This is a genomic window from Acidovorax sp. 59 (assembly GCF_002754175.1).
Classification (GTDB): Bacteria; Pseudomonadota; Gammaproteobacteria; order Burkholderiales; family Burkholderiaceae_C; genus Acidovorax; species Acidovorax delafieldii.
Genome location: NZ_PEET01000001.1, coordinates 3,138,944 through 3,159,129, shown reverse-complemented (window position 1 = coordinate 3,159,129; position 20,186 = coordinate 3,138,944). Strand labels below are relative to the sequence as shown.

The 20,186-nt window shown below is 66.1% G+C and carries 16 protein-coding genes; 3 read left to right on the top strand and 13 right to left on the bottom strand.

Annotated elements, in window-relative coordinates; translation table 11 throughout:
- Positions 1–2: 2 nt before the first annotated feature.
- Genes CLU87_RS14315 through CLU87_RS14300 form a run of 4 tightly spaced genes read right to left on the bottom strand, consistent with a single transcriptional unit; the run spans position 3 to position 2,468 of the window.
- Positions 3–1,079 (bottom strand): alpha/beta hydrolase family protein, encoded by a 1,077-nt coding sequence (locus CLU87_RS14315; protein ID WP_369804320.1) that lies wholly within the window; start codon positions 1,077–1,079, stop codon positions 3–5.
- A gap of 37 nt (positions 1,080–1,116) precedes the next feature.
- The gene (locus CLU87_RS14310) at positions 1,117–1,410 is read right to left on the bottom strand and encodes a 2TM domain-containing protein (protein WP_099730871.1); all 294 of its coding nucleotides are present in this window, start codon (positions 1,408–1,410) and stop codon (positions 1,117–1,119) included.
- A gap of 37 nt (positions 1,411–1,447) precedes the next feature.
- Entirely contained in the window at positions 1,448–2,017 is a 570-nt protein-coding gene (locus CLU87_RS14305) for a DUF6622 family protein (RefSeq protein WP_099730870.1), read from the bottom strand.
- 40 nt (positions 2,018–2,057) lie between these two features.
- Positions 2,058–2,468: a DUF2306 domain-containing protein gene (locus CLU87_RS14300; RefSeq protein ID WP_056067036.1), complete on the bottom strand. Its 411-nt coding sequence runs from the start codon at positions 2,466–2,468 to the stop codon at positions 2,058–2,060.
- Positions 2,469–2,684: 216 nt separating this feature from the next.
- Between CLU87_RS14300 and CLU87_RS14295 the strand changes: the two genes are divergently transcribed.
- The 3 genes from CLU87_RS14295 to CLU87_RS14285 all read left to right on the top strand — a co-directional run bounded on the left by CLU87_RS14295 (position 2,685) and on the right by CLU87_RS14285 (position 5,908).
- On the top strand, positions 2,685–3,509 hold the full coding sequence (locus CLU87_RS14295; RefSeq protein ID WP_056067100.1) for an undecaprenyl-diphosphate phosphatase: 825 nt from the start codon (positions 2,685–2,687) through the stop codon (positions 3,507–3,509).
- 10 nt (positions 3,510–3,519) lie between these two features.
- Positions 3,520–4,413, top strand: coding sequence for a MipA/OmpV family protein (locus CLU87_RS14290; RefSeq protein ID WP_056748128.1), 894 nt, complete (start codon positions 3,520–3,522; stop codon positions 4,411–4,413).
- 169 nt (positions 4,414–4,582) lie between these two features.
- Positions 4,583–5,908: a diguanylate cyclase domain-containing protein gene (locus CLU87_RS14285; protein ID WP_099730869.1), complete on the top strand. Its 1,326-nt coding sequence runs from the start codon at positions 4,583–4,585 to the stop codon at positions 5,906–5,908.
- 44 nt (positions 5,909–5,952) lie between these two features.
- Here CLU87_RS14285 and CLU87_RS14280 read toward each other — a convergent pair whose 3' ends face one another.
- The 9 genes from CLU87_RS14280 to mutS all read right to left on the bottom strand — a co-directional run bounded on the left by CLU87_RS14280 (position 5,953) and on the right by mutS (position 20,057).
- Positions 5,953–7,440, bottom strand: coding sequence for an FAD-binding oxidoreductase (locus CLU87_RS14280; protein WP_099730868.1), 1,488 nt, complete (start codon positions 7,438–7,440; stop codon positions 5,953–5,955).
- A gap of 130 nt (positions 7,441–7,570) precedes the next feature.
- The gene (locus CLU87_RS14275; protein WP_099730867.1) at positions 7,571–9,367 is read right to left on the bottom strand and encodes a diguanylate cyclase; all 1,797 of its coding nucleotides are present in this window, start codon (positions 9,365–9,367) and stop codon (positions 7,571–7,573) included.
- Positions 9,364–11,154, bottom strand: coding sequence for a diguanylate cyclase (locus CLU87_RS14270; protein ID WP_099730866.1), 1,791 nt, complete (start codon positions 11,152–11,154; stop codon positions 9,364–9,366). The genes CLU87_RS14275 and CLU87_RS14270 overlap by 4 nt, the downstream gene beginning before the upstream one ends.
- Positions 11,155–11,159: 5 nt before the next feature.
- Positions 11,160–12,920: a diguanylate cyclase gene (locus CLU87_RS14265; protein WP_099730865.1), complete on the bottom strand. Its 1,761-nt coding sequence runs from the start codon at positions 12,918–12,920 to the stop codon at positions 11,160–11,162.
- Positions 12,921–12,958: 38 nt separating this feature from the next.
- The gene (locus tag CLU87_RS14260) at positions 12,959–14,482 is read right to left on the bottom strand and encodes an oxygenase MpaB family protein (RefSeq protein WP_099730864.1); all 1,524 of its coding nucleotides are present in this window, start codon (positions 14,480–14,482) and stop codon (positions 12,959–12,961) included.
- Positions 14,479–15,300, bottom strand: a complete 822-nt coding sequence (locus CLU87_RS14255) for a carotenoid biosynthesis protein (RefSeq protein WP_099730863.1) — start codon at positions 15,298–15,300, stop codon at positions 14,479–14,481. Before CLU87_RS14255 ends, CLU87_RS14260 begins: the two co-directional genes overlap by 4 nt.
- Positions 15,301–15,474: 174 nt before the next feature.
- Positions 15,475–16,296 carry an alpha/beta fold hydrolase gene (locus CLU87_RS14250; protein ID WP_099732185.1) on the bottom strand — a complete coding sequence of 274 codons (822 nt, stop codon included), beginning with the start codon at positions 16,294–16,296 and terminating at the stop codon, positions 15,475–15,477.
- 81 nt (positions 16,297–16,377) lie between these two features.
- Positions 16,378–17,205: a proteasome-type protease gene (locus CLU87_RS14245; protein WP_056067065.1), complete on the bottom strand. Its 828-nt coding sequence runs from the start codon at positions 17,203–17,205 to the stop codon at positions 16,378–16,380.
- 233 nt (positions 17,206–17,438) lie between these two features.
- Positions 17,439–20,057 carry a DNA mismatch repair protein MutS gene (gene mutS, locus CLU87_RS14240; protein WP_099730862.1) on the bottom strand — a complete coding sequence of 873 codons (2,619 nt, stop codon included), beginning with the start codon at positions 20,055–20,057 and terminating at the stop codon, positions 17,439–17,441.
- Between the last annotated feature and the right edge of the window lie 129 nt (positions 20,058–20,186).

Below are 20,186 nucleotides of genomic sequence, written 5' to 3'. Positions count from 1 at the left end.
TGTCATGGGCGTGGCGTGAGTGAGACCGGCTTGAGCGGCTGCAGGTGCTTGGCAAAGAATGCCACGGTGCTTGCATCCACCTGCGGCAGCACGCTGCGGTCAAAGCCGGGCGGGTCGCCCAGCAGCGCACGGGTCAGGTCGTTCATGCGGTCCAGGGGCGGCATGGGCGACAGCATGATGCCGTGGCTGCCGTACTGCAGGTCGGCAAGGTGGGTGCAGCGGTCCTGGCACGCGGCCAGCACGGCGCTGCTGTGAAAGCGTGGAATCTGGTTGACGTCCTTGCCCGCGGTGATGAGCCCCAGCGCGATGCGGGGGGTGGCCAGGCTGTCCATGTCGAAGTCGGCCGCAAACGGCACCACGGCCACCGTGGCCGCCACGCGCGGGTCGGTGTGTGCATACAGCGTCTCGTCGCCAAAGCGGTGGCGGATGATGGTGATGGCCACGGCCTTCTTGATGCCGTCCAGCCAGTTGCCGTGCAGGCGGGTGGTGAAGCCGACGCAGGACGAAAAATCCTCCGCCAGATGGGCCTCGCAGTGCTGCTTGAAGCGGGCGGGAGACCATTGCCCCCCGGCAAACACCAGGGCGGTGTGGCCCCCGGCCGAACCACCGAACACGCCCACCTTGTCCAGCGCCAGCAGCGGCGCCAGGCGCGCATCCTGTGCGACGGCATCTACTGCGCGGGAGACCTCGGCGGGGCGGCGCTTCCAGCTCTCCGGGCCGGGGGTGGAGTGGTCTTTGTAGTTGTCGCCGGCATGCTCGGGCAGGGCCACCACAAACCCGGCCTGCACCAGTGCACGGGCCAGGTCTGTGTGCACCCAGGGGCTGCCGCCAGAGCCGTGCGACACCACCACCAGACGGCCGTTGCCCGCCACGGGTGTGCCCTCCCAGGCCTGCTGCAGCGCAAAAGGGCCGCGCTGCACGGGCTGGTCGGCCTCTTGTGCCGGATAGAACACCGTGACGGGCCCGTCCCCCTGTTGCCCTGGCAACTCTGCGAGACCCACGCCTGCATGGGCGGGGCTGGCTGTGATGACGGCTGCGGCCAGCAAGGCCAGGCACCAGGCCATCCAGGTTTTTGTCATGGCCGTGTTTTTGTTGGGAGGAGTCATCATCAGCCGATCAGCGGGGGTTTTGCGCAGCAGCCAGTCGGTCGCGTTCCGCCTGCACCATGCGCTCGTGCAGGTCGCTGCCACCCGCAAGAACGAACACCACCACGCCATGGATGGCCAGGCCGATGCCCCAGCCCAGGGCCGGGAACACCGCCCAGTGCCCCCCGCTGCCCACCGACAGTGCGACCAGCAGCAGGTTGACGAGCAGGTACACGCTGGCATGGATGTACCAGCCCATTTTGGCCCCGGCACGGCGGCGTGCCAGACGTTCGAGGGGATCGGAAGTGAAGGTGTGGTGGCGCATGGGAGGCTCCTGTGCTGAGGGATCGTTACGGGGGGGCTCAGGCGGTGGCGGGTGATGTGGCCAAGGGGGCGCTGCGTTGCACCAGTTTCCACAGCCGCAGCGCGCGGGCCGCAAACAGACCGTTGAACACGCCATACAGCGCAGCGATCTGCAGTGCAAAGCCACTGTCGCGTGCCAGGGCGGGTTGCAGGGCCAGCTCCACACCCACGAGGTATTTGGTGAGGAAGATGCCCAGGATCAGGGCCAGCGGCATGGCGCTGCCTGGAATGTAGAAGCAGCGCGACTTGCTTTCGTACAGCGTGCCCTGGGGCGCCGCTGGTTGCAGCCACAGCGCCACGCTGGCAATCAGCACGGCGGCGGCCAGCCAGGCGCCCACCGGCAGCAGGGCCTGGCCCGCAGCGCCAAAGGCCGAGGCGATGCCGTACACCGACAGGCCGGTCATCGCCACCGGCATGACCATGGCCCGCACCAGACTCACGTTGCGGGCCAGCAGCTGGCTGCCGCCCAGCCAGAGCAGACCGGCCAGCAGGGCCCAGACCCAGTAGGGCGTGTTTTCGATGATGCGACCCAGCATCTGGGGTTGTTGGACAAGGAGGTTGAGCAGCATGGTGGTCGTCCTGTTGTAAACAATGAATGGAGGGGTGGAGTCAGATCAGTCCGAGTGCGGACCAGACCGTGTGGCCCAGAAAACGGTCGGGCAGCAGCGTGAAGCCACCAGCCACCACACAGGCGCCGATGTAGGTGCGTTGCATCATCTTGCGGTGGCCGACGATGTTGCGGCGGGCGAGGAACACAAAGGCCATGGCCAGCATGCCCAGGGTGACGGGAATCAGCAGGTGAATCAGACCGAAGCTGCCCCAGCGCGGGCCGGGGCCGCCGGTAATGAAGAGGGCTGACACGGCGGTGGCAACCATCAGCGTGACCCAGGCGTAGCCGGCCGCGCGGTGCAAGCGGGGGCGCTGCGTGGCCCCTTGGCGGGCCCACAGGGCAATGGGGCCGATGGCAACGGCCGCCAGCGCGGCTGCAAGATGGATGGCGATGACGGGGGTGATTTGCATGGCGGGGCTCCTGGCGGGTTCGATGGAACGAACTGTGCCGATGCCCTTCCCGGGGCGCCACAGCCCTGCGACGAAATGCAGCCCACCGGGCGTGAAATGCCGCCACGCGGAGTGAGTGGTGGGCGGATTGGGCCGCCAGAAGCAACGCGGCGGGCGTTTTGCCAGGGGGCTGGAGCCCACGGCGGATAATCCCGCACCTATTTGCAAGGAGTGCGCGTGGACGTTGTATTGCTGGTCAAGGCCGCCATCATGGGGGTCGTCGAGGGGTTGACGGAGTTTTTGCCCATCTCTTCCACCGGGCACCTGATCCTGGCCGGGTCGCTGCTGGGGTTTGACGATGCCAAGGCCAAGGTGTTTGACATTGCCATCCAGACAGGCGCCATTTTTGCGGTGATCCTGGTGTATTGGGCCAAGATCCGCTCCACGCTGGTCGCTTTGCCCACCGAGCGCCAGGCCCAGCGGTTTGCGCTCAACGTGTTCATCGCCTTCGTGCCTGCCGTGGTGCTGGGGCTGCTGTTTGGCAAGGCCATCAAGGCACACCTGTTCACACCGGTGGTCGTGGCCAGCACCTTCATCATTGGTGGCTTCATCATCCTGTGGGCCGAGCGGCGGCCGCCCTCGGCCACCCGCATCCACAGCGTGGACGCGATGACGCCGCTCGATGCCATCAAGGTCGGCCTCGTGCAGTGCCTGGCCATGATTCCTGGCACCAGCCGCAGCGGCGCGACCATCATCGGAGGCATGCTGCTGGGCCTGTCGCGCCAGGCGGCGACGGACTTTTCGTTCTTCCTGGCCATCCCCACGTTGATTGGCGCCGGGGTATACAGCCTGTACAAAGAGCGCGCGCTGCTGTCGGCGGCCGACATTCCGCTGTTTGCCACGGGGCTGGTGTTCTCCTTCCTCAGCGCGTGGCTGTGTGTGCGCTGGTTGTTGCGCTACATCAGCAGTCACAGTTTTGTGCCGTTTGCCTACTACCGAATCGTGTTCGGCGTCATCGTTCTGGTGACCGCGTGGACCGGCTGGGTGCAGTGGGCCGACTGATAATCAGGCCATGCGTTTCATTACCGGTCGGGTCTCCTTTCCCTTGATTTCCTTGCGGGCGCTGGCGCTCGCCGGCTTGTCGGTCAGCCCCTGGGTGGGCGCCCAGGGCTTGCCAGAGGCGGCCAGCACCGAAACCACGGTGTCCGACAAGGCAGAGAGCCAGCAGGCCGCAGCGCCCAAATTCAACTACGCGATCGGGGCCATCGTGGGCAGCAGCCCCGACTACGCCGGGGGCGACGGCCGCAAGAACAGCCTGCGGCCCGCCTGGGCCATCGAGTACGGCCGGTTTCGCCTGAGCACTTCGCGCGGCAGCGCCTTCATGGGCCACGGCCTGGGGCCCCGCGAGTCCGGCGCCAGCGCCACGCTGGCGCAAAGCGACCGCTTCAGCCTGAGTGCAGCCTTGCGCATTGACAAGGGCCGTGACGGCTCGGATGCCCCCATCCTGGTGGGGTTGCCGTCAGTGCGGTCCACCCTGCGGGCACGGATCAGCGCGGGCTATGCCCTCACCGACCGCTGGGCCGTGGGGGCCGGGGTTTCGCAAGACATCCTGGGCCGCGACGGTGGTGCGCAATGGTCTACCAGCATTGGCTACACCTGGCCCGTGACGGAGCAGACCAAGGTCAGCTTCGGGGCGGGCGCGAGCTTTGGGGACCGCACCTACGTGCGGGGGCATTTTGGGGTGCCGGCCGGTGGCAGCAGCCCCTTGCCTGCGTTCGAGCCACGCGGCGGGCTGTACAGCGTGGATGCCGGGGTGGAGGTGATGACGGCGCTCAACCGGCACTGGGTGGTGCTGGGCGCGGCCCGCGTGTCGCAGCTGCAGGGTGACGCGCGCCGCAGCCCGTTGACCGTGCAGCCGGTGGGCTATTCGGTCTCCGTGGGGCTGGCCTACCGGTGCTGCCGCTAGGCACATCCGCTGTAGCGAGGGTTCAACGGGAGCGGTTGTGCCTGGCGAAAGTGCTAAGCTGCCGCTCACAGACAGTTACGCCCAGGCGGCCGCACCCCGTGCCATCACCCTGTCGTGGTGTGTGAAGCTGCCCCTCCGCTGATCCTCTCCCCCACTGGGGTATTGCCGCATGACGCCAGAAGCGCCCGAGTTGTCCACGCACCCGGAGACCGCCCGCCAAAAGGTGTGGTCCAAGGCAGACCTGCTTGATGTGATCACCCGCAGCGCAGGCGCCACCATGGCCGTGATCGACCGCAGCCTGTCGATGATCTATGTGAACGACGAATACGCGCGCTGGTTCGGCACCGTGCCGGAGGAGCTGGTCGGCAAGACACTGGTGGAGGTCTATGGCGAGCAGGATTGCGCCCGGTTCATGCCGTTTGTGAACCGCGTGCTCAACGGCGAGCGGGTGCAGTACCAGCGCATGCTGCGCACGCCCTACGGCTTTGACGAGTGGCGCACCATCTGCCTGACGCCCTGGCACAACCCGCAAGGCGCGATTGACGGTTTCATCACCACGGCGCTGGACGTGCACGAGCTGCAGGTCACCATGAATGCGCTGCGCGCGGCCAACCAGCGCCTGTCTTCCCACATGGAGAACAGCCCCCTGGCCGTGGTGGAGATGGACCACCAGCTGCAGCTGCTGCATTGCTCGCAGCGCGCGGTGCAGCTGCTGGGATGGCTGCATGTGGCGGGACTGGAAGGGCGGCTGCTGACGGACCTGCTGGCACCTGCCTCGATGGACGACAGCCTGCAGCAGGCGCTGCAGCGGCTGCAGTCCGGCCAGGAGTCCCAGAACCGGGCCGAAACCTGTTTTGTGCGCAGCGATGGCACCGAGGTGCACTGCGAGTGGTTCAACTCTGCCCTGACGGACGCCGACGGCCAGGTGACCTCCATCATGGCGCTGGTTCAGGATGTTTCCGCCAAGATCCAGATCGCGCGGCAGCAGCACTACCTGGCCAACCACGACTCACTGACCGGGCTGCTCAACCGGGCCGCGTTCCAGGGGCGGCTGGAGCAGTCGCTGCTGCATGCGCGGCACACCGAGGGGTCGGTGGCGCTGTTGTTCATTGACCTGGACGGGTTCAAGCACGTGAATGACGCCGAAGGCCACCGCGCGGGCGACGAGGTGCTGCGCATCGTGGCCCAGCGCATCGCCAGCACGGTGCGCGCGGGTGACACCATGGCGCGGCTGGGCGGTGATGAGTTTCTGGTGATGCTGGACCACGAGGTGACCCGCGAAGTGACCGACACCATCGGCCACCGCATCATCGACGCCCTGCAGCAGGGCATGACGGTGGACGGGCGCGAGCTGCGCATTGGCGCCAGCATTGGTGTGGCGGTGTACCCTCCGCTGGAGGGAGACATCGACGCGCTGATGAACCGTGCCGACCAGGCCATGTACGCTGCCAAACGGGCGGGTAAGGGCCGTCTGCATTACGCGTTGACAGCCTGAGCCCTTTTCCTCCCTCGGCGCCCCCGCAGAGCAGGGGCACGGCATCACGGCAGCCGGATGCTTTGCTGGAAGTGGAAGAAGTTGCCGGGGTCGTAGGCCGCCTTGATCCGCTGAAGCTGCGGGTAGGCCGGGCCCCAGTAGGCGGAGGCAAAGTCGGCCAGCCGCGCATCCGGGTAGTTCTGGTACACGTGGCCGTTCAGGAAGGGCCGCACGAGCTGCATGAAGCCGTCGAGCCAGGCTTCCATCTGGGCGCGCTCCGCCGGGTTGCGCCAGAACACATCCACCACCAGGTCGGCGTCGACATTGCGATGCACAAAGGCGCTGTCGGCCACCGGGTAGCGGTTGATGGCGCCGCCATAGGGCTCCAGATAGGCCAACGACCAGGGGTTGGGTGACGTCTTGAAGTAGTCGATGATGCGCTGCCAGTCGGCGGGCGAGAGCCGGGTGTTGATGTATCCGCTGGCCTTGGTTTCGGCGATCCCGTCCGGCAGGTTGTCGGGCAGGGTGTAGGGGTGGTCTTCCAGCCACACGTTCATGTCCGGATAGGTGCCGGTCTTGTCCACCAGCAGCTGCGCGCTGGGGATGGCCATCAGCGGTGCAATGGCTGCCAGCCCGTCCTCGCGGCTGCCGCAGAACATGCCCTGCACCATGTACACCGGCACACCGTTCTGGAAGCCCAGGTTCATCATGTAGCCCAATGCGTCGGGCGCACCGGTCTTCATGTAGCCGGCCTGCATCAGCGTGAGCACCTGGGCCGCGTGAATGGCGTCCCAGCTGATGGCCCAGGCCCAGACCTGGTCCAGCCGCTGCATGCGGTAGGTCACCTGCAGCACCACGCCAAAGTTGCCGCCGGTGCCGCCGCGCAGGGCCCAGTAAAGGTCGGAATGCTCCTGCGCGCTGGCGGTGACGATGGTGCCGTCGGCCAGCGCCACACGGAAGGAATCGACCAGGTCACTCTGGATGCCGAACGCGCGCGATGTGTAGCCGTAGCCGCCACCTTGTACAAAGCCCCCCACGCACACGCTGCCACAGGCGCCCGTGGGCACGTGCCAGCCCGTGTGGTTCATGGCGCCGTTAAAGTGGTCGAAGTCGGTGCCCGGCAGCACGTGCACGCGTTCACGTGCAGGGTCCAGCACCACGCCCTGCAAGTCGCTCAGGTCCACCACCATGCCGCTGTTGACCGAGTAGCCCGCGGTGCTGTGGCCACCACAACGCACGGCCACCCACACGCCATAGGTGCGGGCTACGGCCATGCACTCCAGCACATCGTTCTCGCAGGCGCAAAAGACGATGATCTCCGGATACGACTGGAAGGCTGGGTTTGACTCCTGCCGCGCTGCGTTGTAGTCGGGGCTGGATGGCAGCACGATGCGCCCTACGATGCGCGCCTCCAGAGCGGCCACCGCCTCCCATGTGAGCACCGGCGTGCTGGCCTGCGCAGCGCTCAACGCCGGCTGTTTTGCCGCCAAAGATAAAAAGTGTGCGACGCGTGCGTCTTTGGCAAGGCGGGCCGAACTTTTGCGATGGGCCATGGCGAGCGATCCTTCAGGAAGTTGCGAAGCCCCGGGTGTACCGGAGCAGGAGCGCTTTGACCAGAGGGAAATGGCAGGCGTGTCTTTCAGCCCGCTGCTGGGCAACCACCTCCGGATCGTGAAAACGATCTCAGGACGACGACAGCGCGAGGTCGCCCGTGTTGCGCCGCAGGCAGAACTTGCCGCCCTGTTTGCCGCTGTACATGGCGGCATCGGCCAGCTTGAGCAGGCCAATGGCGTCGGTGCTGTCGTGCGGCGCGATGGCATACCCAATGGTCAGACCGATCTCCACCTGCACGTTGTTCAGCGAAAACGGTGAGCGGAATGCATCCAGCAGTTTGTGGCCCAGCTCTTGCGCCTGCTGCAGGCTGTGCAGCTGTCCAGCCATCACCACGAACTCGTCGCCACCCAGGCGAGCCACCAGGTCACTTTGGCGCACATGGCCTTGCAGGCGCCGGGTCACGGCCACGAGCAGCTCGTCGCCCACGTCGTGGCCATGCTGATCGTTGACGGGCTTGAATCCGTCGAGGTCCATCACGTACACCGCGAGCATTTTTTCTGCGCTACAGCGCGACAGGGCCGATGCGAGCGAGATATTGAGCCCGCGCCGGTTGGGCAGGCCGGTGAGCGGATCGGTGTGGGCGAGTGAGCGCATCACGTCGCGCTCGCGGTTGGCGTCCAGCGCCTCCAGCCGCAATGCCTTGGTGCGCAAGCCCAGCACGCGCATGAACAGCAGCATGTCCAGCGTGGCGCCAAACTGGAACGAGTGCAAGGTCCAGAAGTTCACCGGCACCCAACCCTGGATCACGCCAATGACCGTGGCGGTGGCCAAAAAATACAACAGCCAGGCGAGCAGCAGGGTGGAGCCCACCGGGTCGCCCAGCCTTGCGCGGCGCACCGCCCCCGGAATGCCCATGAGCGCTGGCACCAGCCCCAGGATGCTGACGATGCCTGTCACTGCTCGGGTGCTGAGCAGGTCCAGTGCATACAGCGCCGCCAGCACCACGCACAGCACCGCGCCGCCACGCATGCTGCGCAGCAGCCAGCTGCGGGGTCTGTCACCCGCCAAGGCCTGGCTGATGAAGAGAAAGGAGCCGCAGGTGGCCGTGAGCGCAGCCAGACTGGCTGCATGCAACTCCACCCACGGCATATCGCGCCACAGGTACTGCGTGCCCAGGCCGAACAGGTGCAGCGAAAACAGCAGGCTCCCCGCAATGAGCAGTGCGTACTGGATGAACAGCACGTCGCGCAGATTGAGCCACTGCGCCAGGCTGTAGATCAGCAGGCAAAGCGCCAGCCCCGTGAGAATGCCTTGCAGCATCTGCTCGTTCAGAGCCTTGCTGTGCCAGGTGGTGGGCTTGTTCAGTGTGATGGGCAGCACCATTGCACCCCGGGTCTCCACGCGCAGCAGCAGGTCGTAGGTGTGTCCGGGCAACATGGCCAGGGGCAGAGCATGGGTGCGGCTGCGCAGCGGGCGCTGGGTGTAAGGCTGCAGGCTGCCCAGCGTGGCCTGCTGGGTCACATGGCCGTCTGCAGCCAGGTACACCTCGATGCGTTGCAGCACGGGATAGTCGATGTCCAGCACCCACAGGCCGTTGGATGTCACGGGCACGGTGACCGGGATGCGTACCCACACCGGCTCGGCCCGCACGCCCAGGGTGCCGCTGGTGCCAGGTGGGGCCTGAAAGCGTGACAACTCCGCAAGGACATCATTCACGAGCAGGGTGCCGGAGGGGTCTGGCAGCACAGTGACGGCGGGCCAGGCCTCGATGGAAAGCAGGTTATCCCGCAGATCGAGGGGGGCGGCCCGCGCACTGGTCGGTAGGGCTGCCAGCAGAAGACACAGTGCCGACAGCAGGCAGGCCACTCGCCACCAGCTGGCAAGAACCGGGCGATGCACAAACCCACTCAAGCGCGTGTACGTCATGAGGCCAGCGCCAGTTCGCCCGGGTTGCGGCGGATGCAGTGTTTGCCACTCTCCTTGCCTGTATACATGGCTGCATCCGCGAGCCGGACCAGGTGCTGTGCATCGTCACTGTCCAGCGGTGCCAGCGCGTAGCCGATGGTCAGGCCCACCTGGATGGAGAGGTGGCTCAGCCGGAACGGCTTTTCAAATGCATGCAGCAAGGCCCGCCCCAATTCCTGGGCTTGTTCGGGGGTGGCCAGCTCGCGCGCCATGACAATGAATTCGTCCCCGCCCAGCCTTGCCACCAGGTCGGTGTGCTGTCGCACATTGGCCTCCAGCCGGTGGCCCACCGCCACCAGCAGGTCGTCGCCCACATCGTGGCCGTAGGTGTCGTTGACCGGTTTGAAACCGTCCAGGTCCATCAGGTAGAGCGCTACCAGGCGTTGGGGGCTGGCCTGCGCCAGCGCCGATTGCAGCGCCATTTGCATGCCGCGGCGGTTGCACAGCCCGGTCAGTGAGTCGGTGTAGGCCAGCGAGCGCATGGTGTCGCGCTCGCGCAGCGCTTCAGAGGCCGCGTGGCGCAAGGCGGCGGAGCGTTGACCCAGCACCCGCAGGAACAGCAGCATGTCCGCCGCAGCGCCGAGCTGGAAGGAGTGCAGCGTCCAGAAGTTGACCGGCAGCAGGCCTTGCACCAGGCACACCATGGTCACGGCCGCCGTGAAGTACGCAACCCAGGCCGCGAGCAACGTGGTGCTGACGGAATCCCCCCGGCGTGCCCGCGCTACGGCGATGGGCAGGCTGATGAGAGAGGGTAGGGGGCCCAGGACGCTGATGATGGCGGTGGTGGTCCGGGTGTTGATCAGATCGACCAGGAAGGCCGCGAGCAGCACCAGGCTCAGCACTGCTCCCGCCTGCATCACCCTCAGGAACCGGCTGTGTGGCATGTGGCCCATCAGCGCATGGCCCATGAACAGGAACGAGCCCGCAATGGCCAGCAGCCCCGCCGCCCCTGCTGCGTGAACTTCGATCCAGAGCCGGTCGCTCCAGAGGAACTGGGTCCCCACACCGAAGAACTGCAGCGAGAACCCGGCACTGCCCACCACCAGCATGCAGTAGTAGAGAAACAGCTTTTCGCGCTGGCTGACCCACTGGGTGAAGCTGTAGACCACCAGGCACAGGGCTAGCCCGGCCAGCACGCCCTGGAACATCTGCTCACGCAGCGACCGGTGCACCAGGTAGGGTGCCTTGCTCAGGGTGATGGGCACGATCATCGCGCCCGAGGTTTGTACCCGGATCAGCAGTTCATAGGGAGTGTCGGCCGCCAGGTCCAGCGTCATCGCTGGGGTGCGGCCCCGCAGCGGGCGCTCGGAATAGGGGCGCAGGTTGCCCAGCGCAGCGTGTTGAGTCAGCCGGCCTTGCTGGGTCAGGTAGATGTCGACTTCGTTGAGCACCGCAAAATCGATGTTCACGATCCATTCATTGCCCGACGCCACGCGCGACATCAGCGGCACGCGAAGCCAGATGGCCTCCTTGCGCACACCCAGGCTGCCGCCACGGCTGGGGGGCTCTGCAAAGTCAGGCAACCGTTCCAGTGCGTCTTGCACGCCCCATTGCAAAGATGGGTCGGCCAGCAACGTGGCCACCGACCACACGTTCACCGGGCGGGCGTCGTCTGGCAGCACGAGTGGGCTGGGTTCAGCGGCCCGCGCGGTGGGCAGAGCCAGCACCTGCCACAGTGCCAGCACCAGCAGCCACAGCAGGGGGCGCCAGGGTGTCGGCCGGCCGGGGAGCAGGGCGTTGCGATGCATCGTCGTCATGCCAGTGCTGCCCTGGGGGGGATGCGCCGCACGGAGTGCTTGCCGCCTTGTTTGCCCGCGTACATCGCGGCGTCTGCATGCCGCAGCAAGCCCTGCGGGTCGTCACTGTCGAGGGGGGCCAGCGCGTACCCGATGGTCAGGCCCACCTGGATGCGCAGATGGCTCAGCGTAAAAGGGTGCTCAAAGGCCCGCAGGAGCGAGCGGCCCAGGTCCTCCGCCTGCTCGGGCGTGGCCAGGTCGCGGGCCATGATGATGAATTCGTCACCGCCGAGCCGGGCGACCAGGTCGGTCTGGTGCCGCACATTGGCCAGGAGGCGGTGGCCCACGGCCACCAGCAGGTCGTCGCCCACATCGTGGCCGTGCGCGTCGTTGACAGGCTTGAACCCATCCAGGTCCATCAAGTAGACCGCTACCAGCCTTTGGGGTGAACAGTGGGCCAGCGCGGCGTGCAATGCGTGCTGCAGGCCGCGCCGGTTGCTCAGGCCGGTGAGCGGATCGGTGTTGGCCAGTGACTGCATCAGATCCCGCTCGCGCATGGCCTCCTGGGCCTGCGCCTGGGCCGCGCGGGCGCGCAGGCCCATCACGCGGAAGAACAGCAGCATGTCCAGCGTGGCGCCAATCTGGAACGAGTGCAGTGTCCAGAAATTGGCAGGAATCCAGCCTTGCACCAGGCACACCATCGTTCCGGCGGCCACGCCAAAGGCGATCCACGCCACCAGCAGGGTGGCGCCAATGGGGTCTTTGTGCCGCATTCGCGCCATGGCGGCAGGCAGGCTGATGAGCGAGGGCAGTGCCCCCGCCAGACTCATGAAGGCAATGGCAAGGGGCACGGTCAACCAGCCCACTACCAACGCGATACAGACCGCTGCGGTGACTGCCGCGCCCAACCGCATGGTGCGCGCATACCGGCTGCCAGGAGTGTCGCCGGCCAGCGTGTGGCCCAGGAATAGAAACGATCCCGCCAGCGCCATCAGCCCTGCTGCCGGTCCCGAATACCGGTCCATCCACGGGTTATCGGGCCACAGATACTGCGGGCCGACGCCAAAGAACTGCAGCGAAAAGCCCGCACTGCCCAGCACCACCAACGCATAAAAGCCGAACATGCGATCACGCTGCGTGGCCCACTGGATCAGGCTGTACGCGAAGAGGCAGAAGGCCAGCCCGTTGAGCAGGCCCTGCAGCATCTGCTCGCGCAGGGCCTGGCGCAGGTGAATGGGCATTTCGCTGACCGTGATGGGCAGAATCAGCGGGCCGGTGGCCTGGACCCGTATCAGCAGGTCGTAACGTTGCCCCGGCTGCAGGTCAAAGGCCATCGCAGGCGTGCGGCCAGTCAGCTGCGCTGGATCGGACTGGCGTGCTCGGGCCTGCTGGAGCAGCTTGCCACCCCGGGCCAGGTACAAATCGGCCCTGAGCGAGCTGTAGCCAATGTTGACCACCCACGGGGTGCGCGGCGCCTCGGGCGCAACCAGGGGGATATGCAGCCACATGGCCGCCTTGTGTACGCCCAGCGAGTTGTTGCTCCGTGCTGGAGTCTTGAACTCGTCCAGGCGGTCCAGCATGTCCTGTACCGAGAGCTCGTAGGTGGGGTCGGCCTTGAGGGTGATGGCCTCCCAGGCATCCACCTGCGGCCTGTCCTGTGCGAGCACCAAGGGTTCGCCCGCCTGTGCGCTCCGGGGCAAGGTTGCAGCCAGGAGTACCAGCAGACACAGCACCCACGTTGCCACGCCGCAACACATGCACCGCAAGCGGGCCAGCATCGGAAGGTTGCGCGGCAGCGGTTGCATTGGCGTGGTGGCTAGGGCGATGTGGCTTGCTGTGCCTGGCCTGTCTGGCCCGCCTGCGCGGGCTTTGCCTTGCCAGCCAGGCCCCGGCTCCAGCTGCCAGAGGTGGTCAGCCGATCCTCGATGCGGTTGAGCCAGCCGGGGGCATGGGGGTCGTCGCTCCAGCTGTGCACCACGGTGTCCACCTGGTTGAGCAGTTCGGTGGGCAGTTGCAGCGGGCGCGTCTGGCTCATCAGCACCCGGCTCATGAAGTGGTAGCCAAGCGCCCGCGTGAGCATGCGCACGATCGAAAAACGCGGCAGCAGCAAACCCACCACCGCATCGATGGCGCGGGCCAGCAGCAGAACGCACCAGAACAGCAGGGCCGACAGCCAGGGCACGGGCTGGTTCAACCCCAGGTCCTCGGCGGTTTCTCGCCCGCACAGGTAGCGGGTCATGAGCTGCGGGAAGGGCTTGACGACGCGCCAGGGCAGCGCGTTGGCCATGGTCTGCATCAGGGCCTGCCCCAGGGCCGGGCGCGGGTCGGGCGTGACCGGCTCTGCGCGGCCACGGGCCTGCATCAGTGCCATCAGTGCATCGCCCTGCGCCATCGTTTCCACCATCAGGGAGCGGTCGATGCCAAGCACGTGACCCACCACGTTCCAGGCGTGCAGGTAGGCTTCTTCGTCCCCGGGCGGCAGACCGAGACCCAGCCGACGCATGCTGCGCAGGAACACGTAGCCGAAGGTCAGCAGCGTGTAGGCCAGCTCCTCCTGGTTGCAGGGCAGACCTTTGGCGGCCAGGTTCCAGCCACGTGCATACAGGGTCTGGTACATCACGGACCGGCCGCCACCAGCGGGGGCTGCGCGTGGCACGACCAGGCCGTCTCCGCCGGCCTTCCATTGCGCGATTGCATGTTCGGGGCTGCCGTGCAGGATGAGATTGCGCACCGTGGCGTGGATCAATCGCACCTTGAGCACCTGTGCCACACCGGCACCCCGTGGGCTGAGGCCTCCGTGCAGCATCACCGGGAAGATCATGGCCGCTGTGGAACGGATGCGGTATTCGGTGTTCTGTTCCAGCTGGCCGGTCGTGTGCAACACGCTCGACAGGTCCGGGACCACATAACACTCGGGCAGGCTGGCACAGAACAGCAGGATGCAAGACAGCGCACCGTGGTCCATGAAGAGTTTTTCGGCGCGCTCGATCTTGCGGGCATCGGCCCAGGGCGGCAGCACCTGCGCCGCCTGCACATAGTCGTTGAGCGCCTTGGCCATCTCGGCGGTCACATAGCCTTTGGCGGCCTTGTCACCATCCCCCACCTGCACCGGGCCTTCGGTTGCCTGCCAGGTGGCCAGCGTGGCGTTGTCGGTCCACTGGCTGAACAGCAGGTTCACCGTGTTGATGTGCGCCCATTGCGGAGCGTCGGCGGCGACGTCGCCGGGGGGCCAGGGCCCAAGGATCCTGGCAATCGTAGCGTCGGCCAGAGGGTCGGCGTGGTGCTGCATGGGTGCCAGATCGGCAGCTGGCAGCAGAGGGTTGTGGGGCTTGCTGGTCATGCCGCGACCTTACCCGGTGCGCGCCAGCGTTGGAAGCCCGCCAGCGCGCAGAGCAGCGGAATCCCCATGGCAAAGGCTGCAATGGTCCGGATTTCCACCGGGCTGCCCAGAATCATCTGGAACACCATGCCAGCCGCGTAGATGGTCAGCGGCACCATGGCGTGGCGTCGCAGGAAGGGGCTGGCGGGTTGCAAGGGGAGCTGGCGCACCGACATGCGAAAGCTGAAGATGATCACAAAGGCCACGAACACCCAGCCGAAAAAGCCCTGCACGGTTTCGCCAAACCAGGCCCCATCGGTCTTGGCCATGATCCACGCCTTGAGGGTGTACACAAAGTAGGGGTCTGCGCCCAGGTCGAACGCGGTCACGATCATGGCTGCCAGAAATGACAGCATGGCGGCATTGCCCAGGCCAGGAGCGCCGTCCACCGCCGATTGCCAGACGATGAGGTTGCTGATCACATAGCCCGCATACGTCAGTGCAAACCACATCATCGGAATGACCAGTGGCACGTCCAGCAGACGGGGGCCCAGCACATCGGTGTAGGTGTAGTGCCCGAAGAACCAGCCCCGGCTGGAGCCCATCTGTTCGGCAAACCAGCCCAGGCTGACCGCGATCAACACAAACTGCAGGGCAGCGCGGGTGCCCAGCAGATGCGCTGCACTGGTCCAGCAGCAGGCAAACATCAGCACCGAGGCGATGACGATGGCGATGGTGGTGTCATTGTGGGTGCGCACCGCTGTTGCGATCACAAAGGCGGCCAGCAAGGCAAAGCTGAGCGCGGGCAGGCGCCCGGCCGTCGGGGGCTGTGCAGACATGTCGGGTGTATCACGCTGTAACAATCTCGCCAGTGTAGGGGATTGGCGCGGCGTGTGTGTCCCCTGTTTGCCCTGATCCGGGGGCGGTGTGGGGCGTTTTTTCGCGCCCTGCGGTCCGAATTTGGTGGTATGGCGGAACGCAGGCGACCCTGCGCGGGGATCTGCCAGTACGACTTAAGTCTGGCGGGGCGTGAGCATGGCCAGGTTGAGCAGCGCTGCTTCAATGGCGGCTGCAGTGGCCACGGGCTGCTCCATGGGAAACAGGTGGCTGCCGTCCAGCATCATGGTGCGGCCCTCGGTGACACGCAGCGTCATGGCCATGCCGACCTGCTTCATCTCTTCGGAATCGCGTCCGCCGATGAAGGCGGCCGGGCACTGCAGCGGGTGCTTGCTGAGCAGGCGGCCCAGGTTGTGCGGTAGGGTGTTGTAGATGGCGGTTTCCACCGCGCGGTCAAAGCCCAGCACCCGCTTGCCGTCCTGGTCTTGCAGGCCGTGGGTGATGTAATCGTGCAACACATCGGGGTGCCAGCGTGCAAAAGCCTTCTTCTTGCGAAAGTGCTCCAGCGCCTCTTCGTTGCTGGCCCAGCTGAACCGCCGCTGGCGGCTCACCCGGCCCGGCGATATCGAACCCACCACCTGGGTGCGCTTGGCCACGCTGACCACGTTGGCCTTCCAGCCGCCAATAAGGGGCGAGTCGATCAGCAGTACCCCGCGCACCAGTTCGGGGTGGCGGGCGGCGGCCATCACGCTCAAAAAGCCGCCCAGCGAATGTCCCACCAGAAACACCGGCTGGCCCAGGCGCTGCACCTGCACCGTTGCAAAGTCGGCCAGCTGCTGCACCAGGTGTGGCCAGTTGCTGGTCACCGGGTACTGCGGGTCGTGGCCATAGCGTTCGACCGCGCTGACTTCAAAACCCCGGGTCTTGAGGTGCTTGAACAGCACGCGGTAGGTGCTGGCCGGAAAGCTGTTGGCGTGGGAGAAAACGATGGGGAGCATGGGGGGCATGGCGGGGTGGCAGGGCCGGGGTGCAGGCGCGCACGCGGCCGGGTGCCGTGGGGTGCGCTGGCCTGCAGGGCGTCAGATCAGCCGGTCGGTATGGTTGGTGATCTTCTTGAGTGGCTTGCTGCGCGCCGGGCTGACCATGATCGGCACCTCGGTAGCGCCGCCGGTCCAGGCGGGGTCCTCGATGCTGTCGAACACCTGGCGCAGCTTTTGTCCCCAGCTGTCGTGCAGCATCCGAAAGTACGGGTTGTTCTCGTCGATGCAGATGACCTTGTCGGTGGCAAAGCGGTCCACCTCGTACACCACCAGGTCCAGCGGCAGGCCCACCGACAGGTTGGACTTGAGCGTGCTGTCCATCGACACCAGTGCGCACTTGGCAGCCTCGTCCAGTGGGGTCTCGGGCGTGAGCACGCGGTCGAGCACGGGTTTGCCGTATTTGGATTCGCCAACCTGGAAGTATGGTGTTTCGGACGTGGCCTCGATGAAGTTGCCTGCCGAGTACACCTGGAACAGGCGCATGCCCTCGCCCTTGATCTGGCCGCCAAACACCATGGACACATTGAAGTCCACGCCCGAGCGCTTGAGCGCCGCGCCGTCGCGCTCGTGCACGTGGCGCACGGCGGCGCCCAGCACGCGGGCGGCGTCGAACATGCTTTTGGCATTCCAGATGGTGATGGCTTCGCCCGACTCGCCGTCCTTGATCTGCTCGGTCTGCAAGATCTCTCGCACCGATTGCGAGATGGACAGGTTGCCCGCCGACAGCAGCACCATGAAGCGGTCACCCGCCTTCTCGTAGACCATCATCTTGCGAAATGAGCTGATCTGGTCCAGGCCGGCATTGGTGCGGGAATCGGACAGGAAAACCAGCCCGGCGTTGAGTTTGATGGCGACGCAGTACGTCATGGAGCAATGGGGGTTGTTGTTTGGAGGTAACCCGCGAGTTTAGTCGCCTGTGGCATGGGCGGCCTGTGTGCCCTGCAGGCGGCTCCCAGCTGTTGCGGGGTGCGGATATTCAAAATTGATAGCAATCAGGACATATAGCACTAGCGCCTGATGCCCCTGGGACTCAAAAATGCGCTGGCGGTGTGCCCAGAGCCCGGTCAGCAGCCTGCAGCGCAGCTGGGGTGGGCGTCGCTTCAGCCTGCCATCTTCTTGAGCTGGTACAGCGCATCCAGCGCTTCGCGGGGGCTCAGGGCGTCGGGGTTGATGCCTGCAAGCGCGGCCTCGAGAGGGCTGGCGCCCGCGCTCTCGGGCACCTCGGGCGCGGCGAACAGGTCCACTTGCAACTCATCCTCGCCCGCGCGCTCTTCGAGCGCGGCCAGCGCATGGCGGGCGTGGTGCAGCACGGGCGATGGCATGCCCGCCAGCTTGGCCACCTGAATCCCGTAGCTGCGACTGGCCGGGCCGGGCTGGATCTCGTGCAGGAACACGATGTCGGTGCCGGACTCGGTGGCGCTCACATGCATGTTGATCGCGTGGCGCGCTTTTGCTGGCAGCTCGGTCAACTCGAAATAGTGCGTGGCAAACAGCGTGAAGGCGCGGGTCTTGTCGTGCAGATGGGTGGCAATACCGCTGGCCAGCGCCAGGCCGTCGAACGTGCTGGTGCCCCGGCCGATCTCGTCCATCAGCACCAGGCTGTGGGGCGTGGCGGCGTGCAATATCTGCGCAGCCTCGGTCATCTCCAGCATGAAGGTGGACTGCGCGTTGGCCAGATCGTCGGCCGCGCCGATGCGGGTGTGGATGGCGTCGATGGGCCCCAGGCGGCAACTGGCGGCTGGCACATGGCTGCCCATGCTGGCGAGCAGCACGATGAGCGCGACCTGGCGCATGTAGGTCGATTTACCGCCCATGTTGGGGCCGGTGATGACCTGCATGCGCGTGTTGGCGTTGAGCCGCGTGTGGTTGGCAATGAAGCTGCCGCTCGATGTCTCGGCCAGTCGCGCCTCCACCACCGGGTGGCGTCCGCCTTCAATCTCGATGCAGGGCTCGGGCACAAACTGCGGCGCGCACCAGTTCAGGGTGAGGGATCGCTCAGCCAGCGTGCACAGCACATCGAGCGTGGCCAGCGCCTGCGCCAGCCGGGTCAGCTGCGGAATGTGGGGCTGCAGCTGGTCCAGGATCTGCTCGTACAGCCATTTCTCGCGGGCCAGGGCGCGCTCGTTAGCCGACAGGGCCTTGTCTTCAAACGCCTTGAGTTCGGGTGTGATGAAGCGCTCGGCGTTCTTCAGCGTCTGGCGGCGGCGGTAGTCATCAGGCACCTTCTCGACATGGCTGCTGGTGACCTCGATGTAGAAGCCGTGCACCTTGTTGAACTGCACGCGCAGGTTGGGGATGCCGGTGCGGGCTTTCTCACGGGTTTCCAGGTCCAGCAGGAAGGCGTCGCAGTTGGTCTGGATGGCGCGCAACTCGTCCAGCTCGGTGTCGAAGCCGTTGGCGATCACGCCGCCGTCGCGCACCAGGGCGGCGGGCTCTTCGGCAATCGCGGTCTGCAGCAGTGCCATGCAACCCTCGGGTGGTTGCAGGTGGCTGAAAATTTGCATCAAAAAGGGCTCTGGTGCCCTTCCGTTCAGCGCAAGCAGCTCTGATTTTTGTAGCGTTTTGCCCAGCGCGACCAGCTCGCGCGGGCGCACCTGACGCAGCGCAATGCGGGCGGTGATGCGTTCCACATCACTCACGCCCTTGAGTTCGCCGCGCAGCGTGGACCAGGGGCCCGCGCCGCCGCCTGCACCGCCCGCGCCACGCAAGGCCGTGGTGGCCGAGAGGCGCTGGCGTGCCTCGGCGCGGTCGCGGCGCGGCTCCAGCAGCCAGGTCTTGAGCAGTCGGCTGCCCATGCCGGTCATGCAGGTGTCGAGCAGCGAGAACAGCGTGGGTGCATCGTCACCACGCAGGGTCTTGACCAGCTCCAGGTTGCGGCGCGTGGTGGCGGGCAGGTCGATGAGGTCGTCGTTGCGCTGCACCTGCACGCTGTGCACGTGGGTGAGGGTGCGGCCCTGCGTGTGCTCGACGTAGGTCAGCAGCCCGGCGGCGGCGGCGTGGGCCTCGCCCAATTCGTGTGCACCCCAGGCCTGGAGGCTGGCCGCGCCCAGGTTTTCGAGCAGCTTGCGCTCGCCCAGGGCACTGTCGAACTGCCAGTCGGGTCGCAGGCTCATGGGGCAGGTGAAGGCGCCGCCTTGGCGCAGCACCTGCAGTTGTTGTTCAAAGCGCTCGGTCACGCCTGCGCTGTAGATCAGTTCGCTGGGCGCCACGCGGGCCAGCCAGGCGCCCAGTTCGTCGTGCGCACATTCGGCCAGGTACACGCGGCCCTGCGTCACGCTCAGCCACGCCAAACCACAGCGCGCGCGGGGCGCCTGGTGCACGGCCATCAGCAGCGATTCGGATTTGTCGGACAGCAGTTCGGTGTCGGTCAGCGTGCCGGGTGTGACCACGCGCACCACCTTGCGCTCCACCGGGCCCTTGTTGGCGCCCACCTCGCCCACCTGCTCGGCAATCGCCACCGACTCGCCCATCTTGATCAGGCGCGCCAGATAGTTCTCCAGAGCGTGGAAGGGCACACCGGCCATCACCACCGGCTGGCCGCCCGACTGGCCGCGCTGTGTGAGCGTGATGTCGAGCAGGCGCGCGGCCTTCTCGGCGTCCTGCCAGAAGACCTCGTAGAAGTCGCCCATGCGGTAGAACAGAAGCGTCTCGGGGTACCCGGCCTTGAGGGCCAGGTACTGCTGCATCATGGGTGTGTGGTGTTCGAGCGTGTCGGACATGCAGGGGGTGGCAGGAATGAGGCGTGGACTGTAGCAGTTCGATCATCGGGTTTCCCCCTGGGCAATTCCACTGCGTTCTGCCAAGATGTTACGTTTTGACATACTCTTGGCTGTATGCTGGCAGCTTGA

What these genes read in the sequence shown, in the direction of transcription:
- CLU87_RS14315 (WP_369804320.1), bottom strand. Translation starts at nt 1,079, where the DNA reads ATGACAAAAACCTGGATGGCCTGGTGCCTGGCCTTGCTGGCCGCAGCC.
- CLU87_RS14310 (WP_099730871.1), bottom strand. Translation starts at nt 1,410, where the DNA reads ATGCGCCACCACACCTTCACTTCCGATCCCCTCGAACGTCTGGCACGC.
- CLU87_RS14305 (WP_099730870.1), bottom strand. Translation starts at nt 2,017, where the DNA reads ATGCTGCTCAACCTCCTTGTCCAACAACCCCAGATGCTGGGTCGCATC.
- CLU87_RS14300 (WP_056067036.1), bottom strand. Translation starts at nt 2,468, where the DNA reads ATGCAAATCACCCCCGTCATCGCCATCCATCTTGCAGCCGCGCTGGCG.
- CLU87_RS14290 (WP_056748128.1), top strand. Translation starts at nt 3,520, where the DNA reads ATGCGTTTCATTACCGGTCGGGTCTCCTTTCCCTTGATTTCCTTGCGG.
- CLU87_RS14285 (WP_099730869.1), top strand. Translation starts at nt 4,583, where the DNA reads ATGACGCCAGAAGCGCCCGAGTTGTCCACGCACCCGGAGACCGCCCGC.
- CLU87_RS14280 (WP_099730868.1), bottom strand. Translation starts at nt 7,440, where the DNA reads ATGGCCCATCGCAAAAGTTCGGCCCGCCTTGCCAAAGACGCACGCGTC.
- CLU87_RS14275 (WP_099730867.1), bottom strand. Translation starts at nt 9,367, where the DNA reads ATGACGTACACGCGCTTGAGTGGGTTTGTGCATCGCCCGGTTCTTGCC.
- CLU87_RS14270 (WP_099730866.1), bottom strand. Translation starts at nt 11,154, where the DNA reads ATGCATCGCAACGCCCTGCTCCCCGGCCGGCCGACACCCTGGCGCCCC.
- CLU87_RS14265 (WP_099730865.1), bottom strand. Translation starts at nt 12,920, where the DNA reads ATGCTGGCCCGCTTGCGGTGCATGTGTTGCGGCGTGGCAACGTGGGTG.
- CLU87_RS14260 (WP_099730864.1), bottom strand. Translation starts at nt 14,482, where the DNA reads ATGACCAGCAAGCCCCACAACCCTCTGCTGCCAGCTGCCGATCTGGCA.
- CLU87_RS14255 (WP_099730863.1), bottom strand. Translation starts at nt 15,300, where the DNA reads ATGTCTGCACAGCCCCCGACGGCCGGGCGCCTGCCCGCGCTCAGCTTT.
- CLU87_RS14250 (WP_099732185.1), bottom strand. Translation starts at nt 16,296, where the DNA reads ATGCTCCCCATCGTTTTCTCCCACGCCAACAGCTTTCCGGCCAGCACC.
- CLU87_RS14245 (WP_056067065.1), bottom strand. Translation starts at nt 17,205, where the DNA reads ATGACGTACTGCGTCGCCATCAAACTCAACGCCGGGCTGGTTTTCCTG.
- mutS (WP_099730862.1), bottom strand. Translation starts at nt 20,057, where the DNA reads ATGTCCGACACGCTCGAACACCACACACCCATGATGCAGCAGTACCTG.